At 69.1% G+C, this 16,939-nt stretch carries 16 protein-coding genes and 1 tRNA gene; 6 read left to right on the top strand and 11 right to left on the bottom strand.

What is annotated here, in order from left to right:
- Positions 1 to 97: 97 nt before the first annotated feature.
- The 4 genes from SY84_RS06945 (at position 98) to SY84_RS06930 (ending at position 7,200) form a co-directional block, all read left to right on the top strand.
- Positions 98 to 4,906 carry a glutamate synthase-related protein gene (locus SY84_RS06945; RefSeq protein WP_046843409.1) on the top strand — a complete coding sequence of 1,603 codons (4,809 nt, stop codon included), beginning with the start codon at positions 98 to 100 and terminating at the stop codon, positions 4,904 to 4,906.
- Positions 4,907 to 4,961: 55 nt separating this feature from the next.
- Positions 4,962 to 6,425, top strand: coding sequence for a glutamate synthase subunit beta (locus SY84_RS06940; protein ID WP_046843408.1), 1,464 nt, complete (start codon positions 4,962 to 4,964; stop codon positions 6,423 to 6,425).
- A 140-nt stretch (positions 6,426 to 6,565) separates the two neighbouring features.
- Entirely contained in the window at positions 6,566 to 7,003 is a 438-nt protein-coding gene (locus SY84_RS06935) for a hypothetical protein (protein WP_157882919.1), read from the top strand.
- Positions 7,000 to 7,200 carry a helix-turn-helix transcriptional regulator gene (locus tag SY84_RS06930; protein ID WP_046843406.1) on the top strand — a complete coding sequence of 67 codons (201 nt, stop codon included), beginning with the start codon at positions 7,000 to 7,002 and terminating at the stop codon, positions 7,198 to 7,200. The genes SY84_RS06935 and SY84_RS06930 overlap by 4 nt, the downstream gene beginning before the upstream one ends.
- A 52-nt stretch (positions 7,201 to 7,252) precedes the next feature.
- Here SY84_RS06930 and SY84_RS06925 read toward each other — a convergent pair whose 3' ends face one another.
- The 6 genes from SY84_RS06925 to SY84_RS06900 form a co-directional block, all read right to left on the bottom strand.
- Positions 7,253 to 7,729, bottom strand: a complete 477-nt coding sequence (locus tag SY84_RS06925) for a hypothetical protein (RefSeq protein ID WP_046843405.1) — start codon at positions 7,727 to 7,729, stop codon at positions 7,253 to 7,255.
- Between the two features lie 22 nt (positions 7,730 to 7,751).
- Complete coding sequence (locus SY84_RS06920) at positions 7,752 to 8,171, bottom strand: YybH family protein (RefSeq protein ID WP_046843404.1); 420 nt, start codon at positions 8,169 to 8,171, stop codon at positions 7,752 to 7,754.
- Positions 8,172 to 8,232: 61 nt separating this feature from the next.
- Entirely contained in the window at positions 8,233 to 9,282 is a 1,050-nt protein-coding gene (locus tag SY84_RS06915; RefSeq protein ID WP_046843403.1) for an HD-GYP domain-containing protein, read from the bottom strand.
- Positions 9,283 to 9,380: 98 nt separating this feature from the next.
- Positions 9,381 to 10,607: a serine hydroxymethyltransferase gene (gene glyA, locus SY84_RS06910; RefSeq protein ID WP_046843402.1), complete on the bottom strand. Its 1,227-nt coding sequence runs from the start codon at positions 10,605 to 10,607 to the stop codon at positions 9,381 to 9,383.
- Between the two features lie 90 nt (positions 10,608 to 10,697).
- Entirely contained in the window at positions 10,698 to 11,318 is a 621-nt protein-coding gene (locus SY84_RS06905) for a 1-acyl-sn-glycerol-3-phosphate acyltransferase (protein WP_046843401.1), read from the bottom strand.
- 444 nt (positions 11,319 to 11,762) lie between these two features.
- Complete coding sequence (locus SY84_RS06900) at positions 11,763 to 12,245, bottom strand: EVE domain-containing protein (protein WP_046843400.1); 483 nt, start codon at positions 12,243 to 12,245, stop codon at positions 11,763 to 11,765.
- Between the two features lie 82 nt (positions 12,246 to 12,327).
- Between SY84_RS06900 and SY84_RS06895 the strand changes: the two genes are divergently transcribed.
- Positions 12,328 to 13,410 carry a S1C family serine protease gene (locus tag SY84_RS06895; protein ID WP_046843399.1) on the top strand — a complete coding sequence of 361 codons (1,083 nt, stop codon included), beginning with the start codon at positions 12,328 to 12,330 and terminating at the stop codon, positions 13,408 to 13,410.
- A gap of 59 nt (positions 13,411 to 13,469) precedes the next feature.
- A complete protein-coding gene (locus SY84_RS06890) occupies positions 13,470 to 13,685 on the top strand; it encodes a hypothetical protein (protein ID WP_046843398.1) in 216 nt (71 codons plus the stop codon).
- A gap of 9 nt (positions 13,686 to 13,694) precedes the next feature.
- Here SY84_RS06890 and SY84_RS06885 read toward each other — a convergent pair whose 3' ends face one another.
- The 5 genes from SY84_RS06885 to SY84_RS06865 form a co-directional block, all read right to left on the bottom strand.
- Positions 13,695 to 14,606: an aldose 1-epimerase gene (locus tag SY84_RS06885; protein WP_046843397.1), complete on the bottom strand. Its 912-nt coding sequence runs from the start codon at positions 14,604 to 14,606 to the stop codon at positions 13,695 to 13,697.
- Entirely contained in the window at positions 14,603 to 15,313 is a 711-nt protein-coding gene (gene rlmB / locus SY84_RS06880; protein WP_046843396.1) for a 23S rRNA (guanosine(2251)-2'-O)-methyltransferase RlmB, read from the bottom strand. Before rlmB ends, SY84_RS06885 begins: the two co-directional genes overlap by 4 nt.
- Before the next feature lie 30 nt (positions 15,314 to 15,343).
- On the bottom strand, positions 15,344 to 15,565 hold the full coding sequence (locus SY84_RS06875; protein WP_046843395.1) for a hypothetical protein: 222 nt from the start codon (positions 15,563 to 15,565) through the stop codon (positions 15,344 to 15,346).
- Positions 15,566 to 15,642: 77 nt separating this feature from the next.
- Positions 15,643 to 15,718: transfer RNA gene (locus SY84_RS06870), tRNA-Lys, on the bottom strand.
- A gap of 37 nt (positions 15,719 to 15,755) precedes the next feature.
- A complete protein-coding gene (locus SY84_RS06865; protein WP_409013740.1) occupies positions 15,756 to 16,931 on the bottom strand; it encodes a bifunctional folylpolyglutamate synthase/dihydrofolate synthase in 1,176 nt (391 codons plus the stop codon).
- Between the last annotated feature and the right edge of the window lie 8 nt (positions 16,932 to 16,939).

Raw genomic sequence — 16,939 nt, 5'->3', positions numbered from 1 at the left:
AACGGCCCTGCATAGACATGCGCGCGTCTGTATCGTAATTCCAGCAGCCTGCACCCCGCAGGCGGATGCGAGTCACGAGCGAGATGGGAGCGTCAACATGAACAGAACAGACAACCGGGTGACGCCGGCTGAGGCGCCGCACACCCCTGGAACCCCCGCGAGCGGCGCGGAACTCAAGCTCGCCCGTGAGCAGGGCCTGTACAGCGGAGCCGAGCACGACGCCTGCGGCGTGGGCTTCGTCGCGCACATAGGGGGCCGCAAGAACCACGCCATCGTGCAGCAGGGCCTGAAAATCCTCGAGAACCTCGACCATCGCGGCGCCGTCGGCGCTGACCCCCTGATGGGCGACGGGGCGGGCATCCTGATCCAGATTCCCGACGAGTTCTACCGCGCCGAGTTCGCGCAGCAGGGCGTGACCCTGCCCCCGCTGGGCGACTACGGCGTCGGCATGATCTTCCTGCCCAAGGAGATCGCCTCGCGCCGCGCCTGCGAGCAGGAACTCGAACGCGCCATCGTCGCGGAAGGGCAGGTCGTGCTGGGCTGGCGCGACGTGCCGGTCAACCGCGAGATGCCCATGAGCCCCGCCGTGCGCGAGAAGGAACCCGTCATCCGGCAGGTGTTCATCGGCGCCGGACCCGACACGCTGGTCCCCGACGCGCTGGAACGCAAGCTGTACGTCATCCGCCGCCGGGCGTCCAATGCCATCCGCGCGCTGAACTTCACGCACGGCGCCGAGTACTACGTGCCCTCCATGTCGTGTCGCACGGTCATCTACAAGGGCCTGCTGCTCGCCACGCAGGTCGGCGAGTACTACCTCGACCTGCAGGACGAACGCGTGGTCAGTGCGCTGGCCCTGGTCCACCAGCGTTTCTCCACGAACACCTTCCCGGAGTGGCCGCTGGCGCACCCCTACCGCATGGTCGCGCACAACGGCGAGATCAACACCGTCAAGGGGAACTTCAACTGGATGCGCGCCCGCGAGGGCATCATGGCCTCGCCCGTGCTGGGCGACGACCTGAAGAAGCTCTACCCGATCTCCTTCGAGGGCGAAAGCGACACCGCCACCTTCGACAATGCCCTCGAACTCCTGACGCTGGCCGGGTACCCCATGGCGCACGCCGCCATGATGATGATCCCCGAAGCCTGGGAGCAGAACGCCAACCTTGACCCGCGCCGCCGTGCGTTCTACGAGTACCACGCCAGCATGATGGAGCCCTGGGACGGCCCGGCCGCGATGGTCTTCACCGACGGCCGACAGGTCGGCGCCACGCTGGACCGCAACGGGCTGCGCCCCGCCCGCTACGTGCAGACCCGCGACGATCTGGTCATCCTGGCCAGCGAGTCCGGCGTGCTGCCCGTCCCCGAGAGCAAGATCGTGAAGAAGTGGCGCCTGCAACCGGGCCGCATGTTCCTGATCGACTTCGAGCAGGGCCGCATCATCGAGGACGACGAACTGAAAAACCAGTTCGCGTCCGCCAAGCCCTACGCGCAGTGGGTGGAGAACACCCGCTTCCGCCTGGACGACAGCGAGGAGACCGGCACCGTCGGCCAGTTCCGCGAGTCGCTGCTCGACCGGCAGCAGGCCTTCGGGTACACCCAGGAGGACCTGAAGTTCCTGATGGGCCCCATGGCCCTGACTGGCGAGGAAGGCATCGGCAGCATGGGCAACGACAGCCCGCTGGCCGTGCTGTCCGGCAAGAACAAGCCGCTGTTCAACTACTTCCGGCAGCTGTTCGCGCAGGTCACGAACCCGCCCATCGACCCGATCCGTGAATCGGTCGTCATGAGCCTCGTGTCGTTCGTGGGCCCGCGCCCGAACCTGCTGGACATCAACGCCGTGAACCCGCAGCTGCGCCTGGAAGTCGAGCAGCCCATCCTGGACTTCGACGACATGGCCCGCGTGCGCAACATCGAGGAACACACCCGCGGCAAGTTCAAGGCGTACGACCTCGACATCACCTACCCCGCCGAGTGGGGCGCGCGCGGCGTGGAAGCCAAACTCGCAACCATCAACGCCTGGGCGGTGGACGCCATCGAGAGCGGCCACAACATCATCGTCATCAGTGACCGCCGCGTGGACCGCGAACGCGTCGCGATTCCCAGCCTGCTGGCCCTGAGCAGCATCCACCACCACCTCGTCAAGGCGGGCCTGCGCATGAAAGTCGGTCTGGTCGTCGAGACCGGCGACGCCCGCGAGGTGCACCACTTCGCCGCGCTCGCCGGGTACGGCGCGGAGGCCATCCACCCGTACCTCGCGCTGGAAACGCTGATCAACCTGCACACCGACGTGCCCGGCATGCCTGCGCTGAACGGCATCGACGCGCACAAGGCCATCTACAATTATGTCAAGGCGATCGGCAAGGGCCTGAGCAAGATCATGTCCAAGATGGGCGTCAGCACGTACATGAGCTACTGCGGCGCGCAGCTGTTCGAGGCGGTCGGCCTGAAGACCGACTTCGTGCAGAAGTACTTCTACGGCACGCCCACCCAGGTCGGCGGCATCGGCATCTTCGAGGTGGCCGAAGAAGCCCTGCGCAACCACCGCGGCGCGTTCAGCGACGACCCCGTGCTGGCCCAGAACCTCGACGCGGGCGGCGAGTACGCCTGGCGCGTGCGCGGCGAGGAGCACATGTGGACGCCGGACTCGATCGCCAAGCTGCAGCACTCGGTGCGCAGCGGCAACTACGCCACGTTCGAGGAGTACGCCCGGATCATCAACGACCAGAGCAAGCGCCACATGACCCTGCGCGGCCTGTTCGAATTCAAGACTGACGGCGTGACCCCCGTGCCGCTGGATGAGGTGGAGAGCGCCAGCGAGATCGTCAAGCGCTTCGCCACGGGAGCCATGAGCCTCGGCTCGATCAGCACCGAGGCGCACACCACCCTGGCCGTCGCCATGAACCGCATCGGCGGCAAGAGCAACACCGGCGAGGGCGGCGAGGACCCCGCCCGCTACGAGCGCGAGATGCGCGGCGAGACCCTCGGTGAGGGCCACACCCTCGCCAGCATCCTCGGCGAGAGCAGGGTTGAAGTGGACTACCCGCTGGAACCCGGGGACAGCCTGCGCAGCAAGATCAAGCAGGTCGCCTCGGGCCGCTTCGGCGTCACCACGAACTACCTGACGAGCGCCGACCAGATCCAGATCAAGATGGCCCAGGGCGCCAAGCCCGGCGAGGGCGGCCAGCTGCCCGGCGGGAAGGTCAGCGAGTACATCGGGTTCCTGCGCCACTCCGTGCCCGGCGTGGGCCTGATCAGCCCGCCCCCGCACCACGACATCTACTCCATCGAGGACCTCGCGCAGCTCATCCACGACCTGAAGAACGTGAACCCCCGCGCGGACATCAGCGTGAAACTCGTCTCCGAGGTCGGCGTGGGCACCATCGCCGCCGGGGTCGCCAAGGCCAAGGCCGACCACATCGTGATCGCCGGGCACGACGGCGGCACCGGGGCCAGCCCCTGGAGCTCCATCAAGCACGCCGGTTCGCCGTGGGAACTGGGCCTCGCGGAGACGCAGCAGACCCTGGTCCTGAACCGCCTGCGGGACCGCGTGCGCGTGCAGACCGACGGGCAGCTCAAGACCGGCCGCGACGTCGTGATCGCCGCGCTGCTGGGCGCCGACGAGTTCGGCTTCGCCACCGCGCCGCTGGTCGCGCAGGGCTGCATCATGATGCGCAAGTGCCACCTGAACACCTGCCCCGTGGGTGTCGCCACGCAGGACCCGGTGCTGCGCGCCCGCTTCCAGGGCAAACCCGAGCACGTCATCAACTTCTTCTTCTTCATCGCCGAGGAAGTCCGCGCCATCATGGCCAGCCTGGGCATCCGCTCCTTCGACGACCTGATCGGCCGCGCCGACCTGCTCGACACGAAAAAGGGCATCGAGCACTGGAAGGCGCAGGGCCTGGACTTCAGCCGCGTCTTCTACCGCCCCGAGGTGCCGGGGGAAGTCGGCGTGCGCCACCTCCACACCCAGGACCACGGCCTGAGCGGCGCGCTTGACCTGCAACTCATCGAGAAGTGCCGCCCCGCCTTCGAGAAGGGCGAGAAGGTGCACTTCCTGCAGGACGTCCGCAACGTCAACCGCACCGTCGGCGCGATGCTGTCCGGCGAACTGACCCGCGTGCGCCCGGAAGGGCTGCCGGACAACACCGTGTTCGTGCAGATGGAAGGCACCGGCGGCCAGAGCTTCGGCGCGTTCCTCGCCCCGGGCCTGACCCTGTACCTGATCGGCGACGCGAACGACTACACCGGCAAGGGCCTCTCCGGCGGCCGCGTGGTCGTGCGCCCCAGCATCGAATTCCGCGGCAAGGCCGAGGAGAACATCATCGTCGGGAACACCGTCCTGTACGGCGCGACCTCGGGTGAAGCCTTCTTCCGAGGTGTGGCGGGCGAACGCTTCGCGGTGCGTCTCAGCGGCGCCGAGGCCGTCGTGGAGGGCACCGGCGACCACGGCTGCGAGTACATGACCGGCGGGACCGTCGTCGTGCTCGGCCAGACCGGTCGCAACTTCGCGGCGGGCATGAGCGGCGGCGTCGCCTACGTGTACGACGTGGACGGCCAGTTCGAGAAGCGCTGCAACACCAGCATGGTGGACCTGCACCCCCTGCTGCCCGAGGACCAGCAGTTCGCGCAGACCCAGGGTGGCCTGCACTTCGACCAGAGCGACGAGGCCCACCTGCGCCGCCTGCTCGAAAGCCACCACAAGTGGACCGGCTCGCAGCGCGCTTCTGAACTCCTCGACGACTGGGACACCACCCTGAAGCGCTTCGTCAAGGTCTTCCCGAAGGAATACCAGCGCGCCCTGCGCGAACGCGCCCAGGCCGGTACCGTCCAGGCCGCCGACACCACCAGCATGCAGACCGCGCAGCCCGGCAACCCCGTGGCCGCGCAGGGCACGCTCACCAAGTAACCCCCTTCCGCGCCCCGTCCACACGGGCCGGGCGCGTCCCCTCACCGGAGCACGCATGAGCAAGATCACCGGCTTCCTCGACCAGCCGCGCATCAAGGACCAGTACGCCCCGGTCGACGCGCGCCTCAAGCACTACCACGAGTTCCTGCTGCCCCTGGCGCCCGACGCCGCCCGCCTCCAGGCGACGCGCTGCATGGACTGCGGCATCCCGTTCTGCAACAACGGCTGCCCCGTCGGGAACATCATTCCCGACTTCAACAACCTCGTGTACCAGGACGACTGGCGCTCGGCGCTCGACACCCTGCACTCCACGAACAACTTCCCCGAATTCACGGGCCGCATCTGCCCCGCCCCCTGCGAGGCCGCCTGCACCCTGAACATCAACGGCGACGCCGTGGGCATCAAGAGCATCGAGCTGAGCATCATCGAGCGCGGCTGGCAGGAAGGCTGGGTCACCCCGCAACCCCCCGCTGTGAAGACCGGCAAGAAAGTCGCCGTGATCGGTTCGGGCCCCGCCGGACTGGCCGCCGCGCAGCAGCTCGCGCGGGCCGGGCACGACGTGACCGTGTTCGAGAAGAATGACCGCGTGGGCGGCCTGATGCGCTACGGCATCCCCGACTTCAAGATGGACAAGCACCACATCGACCGCCGCGTCGAGCAGATGCAGGCCGAGGGTGTCACCTTCCGCACCGGCGTTCTGGTGGGCGCGTGGCCCGACGCCAGCAAAGTCACGAACCTCAGCAAGCACACCGTCACGCCCGACGAGCTGAAAGCCGAGTTCGACGCCGTCCTTCTGGCGGGCGGCGCCGAGCAGCCCCGCGACCTGCCCGCCCCCGGCCGCGAGCTGGACGGCATTCACTTCGCCATGGAGTTCCTGCCGCAGCAGAACCGCGTGAACGCCGGGGACAAGCTGAAAAAGCAGCTGCGCGCCGAAGGCAAGCACGTCATCGTGATCGGCGGCGGCGACACCGGCAGCGATTGCGTGGGCACCAGCAACCGCCATGGCGCCGCCAGCGTGACCCAGTTCGAGGTCATGCCCCAGCCGCCCGAACAGGAGAACAAACCCCTCGTGTGGCCCTACTGGCCCATGAAACTCCGCACCAGCACCAGCCACGAGGAAGGCGCCGTGCGTGAATTCGCCATCGCCACCAAGGAATTCATCGGCAAGGGCGGCAAGGTCACCGGCGTGAAAACCGTCCGCATGGAATTCAAGGACGGCCAGCTGACCGAGGTGCCCGGCAGCGAGGAGATCCACAAGGCCGACCTTGTCCTGCTCGCCATGGGTTTCGTCAGCCCCGTCGGCAGCGTCATCGACGCCTTCGGCATTCAGAAGGACGCCCGCGGCAACGCCCACGCCCACACCGACGAGGGCGGTTACCACACCAACGTGCAGGGCGTCTTCGCCGCCGGGGACATGCGCCGCGGCCAGAGCCTCGTCGTGTGGGCCATCCGCGAGGGCCGCCAGGCCGCCCGCGCCATCGACCAGCACCTCATGGGCACCAGCGTCCTGCCCCGCTGAGTTCAGGCAGGACAGAGGAGGCGGGCGTGAAGGCCCGCCTGTTCTCTCTCGCTGATGTAAAGATTGCTTGACATGCAACTCTGGGCTCTCTACCCTGAGTCAAGCAAGCTTGACATCCGAGCCTGCGCCGGAGGTCCATCATGAACCCAGGCACCGTTCCCGCCCGCCGCGACCGCCAGACCCGACAGATCCGCCTGTGGGAACTCGCGTTTACCCTTGTTTTCATGGCCCTGTTCCTTGCCGTCGGACGCCGACCCGTCAACCCACTGGCCTACCTGACCGTCATGCTCGGCGGATTCATTGGCACTCAGTGGATCTTGTTCCGGTACTACAAGTCCCTTGACGAACGTGCCCGGCAGCGGTTCGTTACGTCCTGGATGGCCGCAGGGCTGTTCCTGACCAACACCATTACAGCGATCCTGGTCTGGGGACTGTACACCTGGCTGACCGCACCGCCTGAACAACAGGATGCCACCACGCTGAGCCTGCCGTTCTGGCCGGTGTACCTCATGCTCATCGGCTCCATGCTCGCCATGTGGGCCACCAACCGCTACCTGCGCTGGAAGGACGGCATGTGAACAACCGCCTGCGCGAACTCCGCACCGCGCGCGGCTGGACGCAGGCCGACCTCGCCGACCACCTCGACGTGTCCCGCCAGACCGTCAACGCCCTGGAAACTGGCCGGTACGACCCCAGTCTGCCGCTGGCCTTCAAACTCGCCCGCCTGTTCGGGCAGCGCATCGAGGAAATCTTCCAGGACGAACCCCAACAGTGACCACACCAGAAGACCGCGCCGTCCCAGGCAGGGGAGAGGCGCGGCCTTTCTGCTACAGGCAGCGGGTCAGGGTTTCCGAGGCGATCTCGATGCCCGCGAAGGCCAGCCGGTCACTGCCGTCCTCGGGCAGTCGTTGCCGCAGCGCCAGTCCCCCGTTCGCGACTGAGGCGTCCAGGTGCCGCTGCTCGTCCGGGGTGATCAGCACGACCTCGTTCGCCCGGAGGATCGCGCGGATCTGCCCGGCGTCCCCGCCCGTTTCCAGCAGGCGGCGCTTGATGATGTTCAGCGGCACGCGGTGCTCGCCGTACAGTTGCGAGGCGCACAGCCCAGACGCGAACGCCGCGCGGGACATCCGGTAGTGCGCTCCACCCCGGCGGTGGCGGTAGAGCGGCTGGCCCTGCGCGTTGAACTCGTCGTAACTGCGCAGCAGTTTGTCGAACGGGTTGCCCCGGCTGAACGCCTGCAAGACCTCCGGCGGCTGACTGAGGATGGCGGCCAGCACCTGCACGATCCCTTCCTGATGCGTCACGACCGCAGTGTAGGTGTCTCGTTCAGGCTGGTCGGTGGAGGTTGACCTTTCCGCTGCTGAATTCGGCGGGGGCGCTGCTGTGTTCGTGGAGGATCAGCCAGCCGTTCCCGCCGGGGGTCAGGGTTAGGGTGATGCGGTTGTTCATGGCGCGCAGGCGTTCGCCGCTGGTATTCAGGCCCGCGTAGGTGACGAAGGCGTGCACGAGGGCCATCTCCGGCGTGACGGTGCTGCGGATGTCGTCGAAGGTGACCTGGACGCGCTCGTCGCCGAGGCTGGCGAACCAGCTCTCGATCATGCCGCGCCATGCCTGCTGGCCGTCGTAGAGCCAGTGTTCCCACATGTCGTACACGGTGACGTGCGGGTGGTACAGGGCGAGCAGGGCTTCGGCGTCGCGGGCGTGCACGGCGTCGGCGTAGGCCTGGAGGATCTGGGTGGGGGGCATGGTCTACCGTAGCACCTGATTGCCCTTAGACGGAATAGGTTGTTCCTGATCTGTTCTCCGCTTACGCGGCGTGATGCCCGAGCACCTGCGTGAGGGCCTGCACGACCTGCGGGTCGAAGTGTGTGCCGCTGCCCTGCTGCACGAAGTGCAGGGCGTCGCCGGGCGTCCAGGCGTGCTTGTACGCGCGCGGGCTGGTCAGGGCGTCGAACACGTCGCAGGCGGCGAAGATCCGGGCAGTCAGGGGAATGGCGGTGCCGCTGCGGCCGCGCGGGTAGCCGCTGCCGTCCCAGCGTTCGTGGTGCGCGGCGATCACGTCCAGCGCCTCGGGTGGCAGGAACGGCAGTTGCCGCGCGAGGTTCAGGCCCTCGTCGACGTGCTGGCGCATGCGTTCGCACATGGCGGGCGTCAGCGGGCCGGGGTGATGAAGGACGTCGTCCGGGAGGGTCAGTTTGCCGATGTCGTGCAGGTACGCGCCCCAGCGCAGCGCGCCCAGCGCGTCGGGCGGAAGGTGCATGGCCTGCCCGACCAGCGTGGCGAGTTGCGTGACGCGGTCGGTGTGGCCGCGCAGGTCGGCGTCGCGGGCTTCCAGGGCGAGACTCAGGGCGCGCAGGGCGTGTTCGTGCGCGTCACGTTCGCGTTCCTCGGCGTGCAGGCGCGCGGCGACCAGCGTGACCAGTCCGGCCAGGGTGCGCAGCAGGTGGCAGTCCCCGGGGCGCCACGGGCCGCTGTCGGGCCGGGTGATGAGCAGGGCGCCCAGCAGCTCGCCGCCCCGCTCGCGGATGGGTGCGGCCAGCAGCGCGGGGTGGTGCGCGGTGGCGGGCAGGTTCAGCAGGTCCGGTTCGTGCGTCAGGCGGCGTAGCAAACCCGGCGGGAGGGTGGGCAGCGGGGCGGGGCCGCGACTGACCCGCGCGGGGTAGCTGGGTTCGTCGGTCAGGACGGCGCGGCTGGAGGTGGGGTGGTCGCGGCGCTGGTAGTACGCGGCGGCGCTGGCGCTGGTGTGGCCCGTGATGGTCTGGAGGACCGGGGTCAGGGCGCCCGGCAGGCTGCTGGCCGTGAGGCCCACCTGCGTCAGGTGCAGGGTGAGATCACTGGGGAGCGGGCCGGTGTCCATCGGACCTTCACTATCGCACGCGAGCGTGTAAAAGTTCACATAAATGGGTAAGGGGAGTGCTGCTGCACCCCCCTGCGCCCCCACTGCGTGAACCCGGTTCAGGGAATCGGGAAGCCGCCCGCGAACGCGTGCACCTCGGCCTTGACGTCCTGGCCCTTCAGGGCGCGGTCAATCAGGTCTGCGACGGTCTGCATGTCGGCTTCCGTCATGCCGCGCGTGGTGACGGCGGGCGTGCCGATGCGGATCCCGCCGCCGTGCAGGATCTTCTCGGTGTCGTACGGCAGGGTGCTCTTGCTGATCGTGATGTGGTTCGCGTCGAGCAGGCGCGTGGCCTTCGTGCCGTTCAGGCCCTGCGGACGCAGGTCCAGCACGAACAGGTGGTTGTCGGTCCCACCGGACACCACGCGGTAGCCCTTGTCTTCAAAGGCCTGCGCGAGCGCCTGCGCGTTGCGGATGATCTGCGCGGCGTACGCCTTGAACTCGTCGGTCAGGCACTCCCCGAACGCAACGGCCTTCGCGGCGATCACGTGCTCCAGCGGCCCCCCCTGGTACCCGGGGAACACGGCACGGTCGATCTTCGCGCCCAGTTCCGGGTCGTTGCTGAGGATGATCCCGCCGCGCGGCCCGCGCAGGGTCTTGTGGGTGGTGCTGGCCACCACGTGCGCGTGCGGCAGCGCGTTGGGGTGCACGCCCGCCGCGATCAGGCCCGCGATGTGCGCGATGTCCGCGAACAGGATCGCGCCCACCTCATCGGCGATCTCGCGGAAGGCCGCGAAGTCGATCGTGCGGCTGTACGCGCTGGCCCCCGCGATGATCATCTTCGGCTGATGCTCGTGCGCCAGACGGCGGACCTCGTCCATGTCGATGAGTTCGGTGTCGGGGTTCACCTTGTAACTGACGATCTGGTAGCGCAGCCCGGAGAAGTTCACAGGGTTCCCGTGCGTCAGGTGCCCGCCGTGGCTCAGGTCCATGCCCAGCACCACGGACCCCGGCTCGATCAGTGCGTTGTACACCGCGAGGTTCGCACTTGACCCGCTGTGCGGCTGCACGTTCGCCCACGCCGCGCCGAACAGTTCCCGGACGCGGTCGATGGCCAGCTGCTCGATGCGGTCCACGACCTCGCACCCACCGTACCAGCGTTTGCCGGGGTAGCCCTCCGCATACTTGTTCGTCACGATGCTGCCCTGCGCCTCGCGCACCGCCGCCGACGTGAAGTTCTCGGAAGCAATCAGTTCCAGGCCGAGGCGCTGCCGCTCGGCCTCCTGGGCGATCAGGTCAAACAGGGCCGTGTCACGGGCGGTGGTGGGTTCGGCGGTGCTGGTCATGACCTCACGGTAACACCCCCCCACCCCGCGGACAGGGGGCGTGTCTTTGCAGGTCAGACGACGGGGCAGGTGACGTCCCGGCGTCGGTGCTCAGCTCTTACTGGGGCCGCCCGCCGACGCGGGGCGCGGCACCGCCGGGGTCTCGTTCGCGGGCGTGTGGCCGCGCACGTCCCGGAGCATCTCGCGGATCAGGGCGAAGTCCGCCTCGATATCCCCGGTGGGGGTCACGTACCCGATCACGCCCACCTGTTTGCGGCCCCAGTCCAGGACGGTCACCCCGATCGGGACGTTGGCTTCCAGCGCCATGTAGTAGAACCCGGTCCGCCAGTACTCCCCGCGGCTGCGGGTGCCTTCGGGCGCGACGACCAGCATGATCTCCGGTTCACGGTCGATCAGGGTGACCACGCCGTCCACGAAGTTCCCCCCGGCGCGGCGGCGGTCCACCGGCAGGCCCCCCACCGCGCGCATGAACAGGCCCAGCGGGAACGTGAACAGCTGGTGTTTCGCCACGAACCGCACGGGGGAGCGGGTGGACCACATGAAGAACAGGCCCGGCCAGAAATCCGCGTTGTGCGTGTGCGGGGCGACGGCCCCCACGAACTTCGGTCCGGGCGGCGGGGCCAGCACGGGCCGCCAGCCCACTAGGCGCATGGCGGTCAGCGCCAGACGGGAGAACAGGGTGGGACGGCGACCGGGCCAGAGAGCAGACATCACCGTGCAGCGTAGCGGGGCGTCACGTCATCGCCCGCCAGTTTGAACGCAGTTCAGAAAAACCGGGTGAAGAAGAAGCCCTGTCCAGAAGGTACATCGGCCAGACGGATTCCGGACCAGACGGTCCGGCGGGCGTTTCCGGCAGCAGCCGCTGGGTGGGGGCGCGCCGTTCAGCGGCGGCTGCGGCGCCGCGCGCCGGGGCGTTCCTGCCACGCGGCAAGGATCAGGGACACCACGATGACCAGACCAGCCAGAAGTAGTTCCATCGGTAGATTCTCCTTTTCTTTATCTGACGTTAAGGTCACAGCCCTCATTCCGACCATGAAAAACATCTCAAGATCAGATAAAGACAGGTGGCTGTCCTGAACCTGACCACCGTCTCCACCCCCGGAAAGCCGGTCAAAACGCCCCCCGCCAACCTGCACGCCCCTACCCCACGCCCTGTCAGCCCAGCCCCCCCACCTCATCCAGGCCCAGACCCGCCGCGTCCAGCGTCGCCCAGAACGCCCCGGCCTCCACCGGCAGCACGCTCAGGCGCGAGCCCCTGCGCGTCAGGGCCGACCCGTCCCACTCCGGCATCTCACGCAAGGTCTCCAGGGACACCACCTGCGGAAACGCGATCAGCGGCTCCACGTCCACCATGCTCCAGCGCGGCGCGTCCACCATGGACTTCGGATCGAAATACTGACTCTGGGCGTCGAACTGCAGGTCATCCGCATACGCCGCGCGGCACACCCGCGCCACGCCCGCCACCCCCGCCGGCTTCGCATTCGAGTGGTAGAACAGGCACAGATCCCCCTCGCGCATCTCCCGCAGGAAATTCCGCGCCTGATAATTCCGCACGCCATTCCACGGCTCCCGCCCCGCCCGCACCAGATCCGCGAAGCCGAACACATCGGGCTCCGATTTCAACAGCCAGAAACGCATGACGCCCAGCCTAGGGCATCACCCGGCCTGTTCGGTTCCCTCTGCCACCGTCCTCGCGTGCAGGGCGCCCTAGACTGACGGCGTGCGCGCCTCGCCCTGGCTTCCTGTCCTGCTGATCCTCGCGCTGGCCGCGTACCTGCTGCCAGAGGCGGACGTGCCGTTCCTGCCGCGCGTGAACGTGGCGCCCCGCGTGGACACGCAGGCGCCCACGCCCCCCGTCACCCTGCCGGAGGACGCCCGCGCGCTGTTTGACAAGTCCCGCCCCGCCACCGTCCGCGTGGAGAGCGTGAACACCGAGCGCAATACCGGCGGGATCGGCACCGGCTTCTTCATCAGCGCGGGCGGGCAGCTCCTGACCGCGTACCACGTCGTCAGCGGTGGGCAGCTGTTCCAGGTGAGTACCCTCTCGGGCCGCAGCTATGGCGCGCGGGTGGTGGCCTTCGACGCCTCCGCGGACGTGGCCCTCTTGCAGGTCAACGGGCGCGGCACGAACTTCCCGTTCCTGAACCTCACGACCCGCGCGCCCCGCCCGGGCGAGACGGTGCTGGCCATCGGGAACAGTGGCGGGGACTTCCTGCAACCCCGCCGTGGCAGGCTGCTGCGCCTGAACGCCGAGGCGGGCCGCGCGGATTTCCCGCAGGGCACGCTGGAGATGACGGCGCCCCTGGCCCCCGGCGACAGTGGCGGCCCGATCATCGACGGGAACGGGCAGGCGATCGGGGTGGTCAGTTACATCAGCCTGGACGGCAGCGGGCAGACGCGGCGCAGCTACGCCGTACCGGTCGTGGAGGGCAACGATCTGATCAGCGCCCTGCGCGCCGGGATCACGAACGACGTGCCGGTCGTGGGCCTGATCTTCGACTCGGTCCACAGCGGGCAGACCGACCCGCCCGGCGCGATCATCCTTGAGGTCGCCCGCCGCAGCCCCGCCGAGCAGGCCGGGTTGCGCGGCAGCACCTTCGACGAGCAGGACCAGCTGACTGCGCTGGGCGACGTGATCCTGCGCGTGAACGGCCAGCGCACCCGCGACGCGAACGAGGTCATCACCGCGATCCGCCGCGCGAAGGTGGGCGACACCGTCACCCTGACCTACCTACGGGATGATCGGGAACGGCAGGCGCGCATCACGCTCGTGCCGAAAGCCAGCGTCCCCGACCTGCCATAGTAAAGCGGCGACCACCCTCCTCCCACCCGCGCATCAGCCGCCCCCGCCAGACTGGAGGGATGTCGAGAGCATTCGTGAAAGAGGACGAGGGGGAACGCTGGACGCCGCCCACAGCGCCGCGCGCCTACCGCGTGGTGTGGACCGGCGACCCGGACGCCCCCGAGGTTCTGAAGGAAACCGACGATCTGCTGGAGGCCCTGCGTTGGATGCAGGCCCGCGACCGCCACGAGTTCGAACTGCGCGACGGACGCGGGGCGCTGCTCGCCACCGGGTAGGGGAGGGGCTTACCAGTTCCCGTCAAGGGTCAGGCGCACGGTCCCCGCGAGCGTCTGCCCCGGCGACAACACGCGCAGGTCCACGCCCGGCACGCCCTGCGCCGCGAGGTTGAACGCATCCGTCGCGTGCGACACGGGTTCCAGCGCGAGGCTGCCGTCCGGCGCGGTGAACACCACCAGATGCGAGTACACGTTGTCCGCCGTGAGCGTCAGCGCCCGCGCACCCCAGTCGAGGTGGGCGACGCCGTCCCACGCCGTATACGTCGTGTTGATCTCCCGCGCGCCCACCCCGGTGGGGTCGCGGTAGTCCTCGTCGGGGCGCAGTTCACGGGCCGCGCCGACCGTCAGGACGCGCTCGTCCGTGTCGTAGATCAGCTCCGCGCCCACCGCCAGGGTCGGGTCCACGCCCGGCAGGTCCGGCTGCACGCGCGCGAAGTACGGGTGCAGACCCATCCCGGCGGGCATGTCGCTGGCATCCTCGTTCGTGAGGGTCAGCGTCATGTCGAGGTGCGGGCCGTGCAGGCGGTACTCGATCCCTGCCGTGAACGCCCACGGCCAGTTCACGTCCGCGAAGTCCCGCGAGTCGAAGGTGCAGCGCAGGTGCGTGTCGTCCACCCGCTCGGCGTGCCAGGGGCGGTTGCGCACGTCACCGTGCTGCGCCAGTCCATCCTTCGTGTTCGGGCGCAGCACGATCTCACGGCCCCCGAAGACGAATTTCGCGTCACGCACACGGTTGCTGAAGGGGATCAGCGTGAAGCTCGCGCACTGACTGCTCGTCTCCACGCTCCCCAGTTCGACCGGGCGGAGCACCGGGCGGCCCGACGCGGCGCGCAGGTTCAGCACGCTGGCCCCCACCTCCGGCAGGACCTCCAGCGTCAACTGCTCACCGCGCAGGACCTCCACCCGGCCCGGGTGGGTCACGCGCGGCCCCGGGACGCCTCGAACAGCAGGATGCCCGCCGCGACCGACGCGTTCAGGCTCTGCACCCGCCCCCGCACCGGAATGCTGACCAGCGCGTCGCACTTCTCACGCACCAGACGGCGCATGCCCTCGCCCTCCGCGCCAATCACCAGCGCCACCTTCCCGCTGAAATCCACCTTCCGGACGTCCTGCGCCGCCTCGCCCGCCGCGCCGTACACCCACACCCCGTCCTTCTTCAGGGCGTCCATCAGGCGCGGCAGGTTCTTCGTCTGCGCGACCGGCAGGTAACTCGTCGCGCCCGCCGCCGTCTTCGCCACGACCGGCGACAGCGGCGCGCTGCGGCGCTCCTCGACGACCACGCCGTGCGCGCCCAGCACCTCCGCGCTGCGGATGATCGCCCCGAAGTTCCGCGGGTCCGTGATGCCGTCCAGCAGCACGATCAGCAGGTCCTCGCCGCGCTTCTCCGCGAGATCCAGGATGTCGTCCACCGACGCCCACTCCAGGTCCTCCACCTCGGCCAGCACGCCCTGATGCTGCGTCGTGCCCGCCAGCTGATCGAGCTCGATGCGCGGCGCGAACTTCATCCGCACCCCCGTGGCCTTGAGCTGCGCCACGAACGCCTCTTCCACCCCACGCGCGACCAGCACCTCGGACACCCGTCCGTCCTGCAACGCTTCCAGCACCGGATTCCGCCCGTACAGCAACATAGAGGCCAGTGTACGCGCCCCGAGCAGGGATTACTCCCCGAGCAGGAACCAGTGGAGTTTCCCGCAGGTCGCGCACCGGAAGTACGTCGCGCTGCGGTTCGCCCAGTCCAGCCCCAGCAGCGTCATGCCCTGCGTGTTCAGTTGCGCCTCGCCCTCGAAGAACGTGTCCTGCTGGCAGTGATCGCAGGTCAGGCGCCTCCCGGCGATCTCGAAGGCCTGCGGTGCTGGTTCGTCCTGGCTGAACAGTCCCATACCCTGTGGTACGCCGCTGCGCCGCCCGGCGTTCCAGAACAGGAAAAACCCCCGCGCGGGGCGGGGGCTTCTCGGTGTGGTGGATCGTGTAGGAATCGAACCTACAACCCGCTGATTAAGAGTCAGCTGCTCTGCCAATTGAGCTAACGATCCAGAGCGAGGAGAAGTATACGGGCGGACCCGGACCCTGTCAAGCGCCCCCCAGCAGCGCGCGGGTCTGCCCGGCCAGATACAGGCTCCCGGCGACCAGCAGCGTGCCGCCGGGCGGCGTGAGGGCCAGCGCGTGCACCAGGGCCCGCGCTGGGTCGGGAACGGCGTCCCCACCGTGCAGCGCGGCGAGGTCCTGCGGGGGCGTGGCGAGGTCGCCGGGCGCGGTGAACACCAGCCGCGACGCGACGCCCAGCAGCGGCGCGAGGGTCGCGCCCGTATCCTTCCGCGCGAGGTTTCCGAACAGCAGCACGTCCGCGCGCGGCACCGCCAGCGCCAGTGCCTGCGCGGCGTGCGGGTTGTGCGCGCCGTCCACCAGCACCGTGTGTCCGTCCACGGTGAACCGTTCCAGGCGGCCCGGATGCGTGGCGTCCAGCGCGCCCTCCACGCCCGTCCCATACCCCAGCGTGCGCAGCGTCGCGGCGGCCAGCGCCGCGTTGCGCACCTGATGCGGCCCCTCCAGCCGCGGCGGGTGCGGCAGCGCGAACAGCGCCGGGTGCGTGTCCGGCGTCAGCAGCGGCGCCCCCACCCCCGCGGCCACCTCCGCGATCACGTCCAGCGCCTCCCCTGCGGCCGTGGTCAGCAGCGGCACGCCGGGCCGCGCTGCGCCCGCCTTGTCCCGCGCGATCTGCGCCACCGTACTCCCCAGCACGCCCACGTGATCGAGCGCCACGTTCGTCAACGCCACCGCCGCCACGTTCTCCAGCGCCTGCGTCGCGTCCGTCGCGCCGCCCACCCCGGCCTCCATCACCGCGACCTCCACCCCCCGCTCCGCGAACACCCGCGCCGCCAGCGCCAGCGTCAGATCGAAGAACGCCGCGTCCCCCCCGTGCGCCCGCGCCCACGCGATGAACGCCGCCGTCTCCGCGGGCGGGATCGGGTCGCCGTCCACCCGCACCCGCTCCTCAAAGTGCGTCAGGTGCGGACTCGTGAACCGCCCCGAGCGCACCCCCGCCGCGCGCAGCCCCACATCCAGCATCGCGCAGGTGCTGCCCTTCCCGTTCGTGCCCACCACCCGCACACTCCGGAACTGCGTGTCCGGGCGGCCCAGCGCGTCCAGCAACGCCCGCGCCGCACCCGGCCCCCGCTCACGCCCCGCACGGGTGCGCGCGAACAACCACTCGTAATCCGGGACAGACGGAACACTCACGCCGGTCAGGGTAAAGC

The sequence above is a fragment of the Deinococcus soli (ex Cha et al. 2016) genome (assembly GCF_001007995.1).
Lineage (GTDB): Bacteria > Deinococcota > Deinococci > Deinococcales > Deinococcaceae > Deinococcus > Deinococcus soli.
The sequence above is the reverse complement of the archived record's forward strand: the minus strand, read 5'-3'. Positions and strand labels throughout refer to the sequence as shown.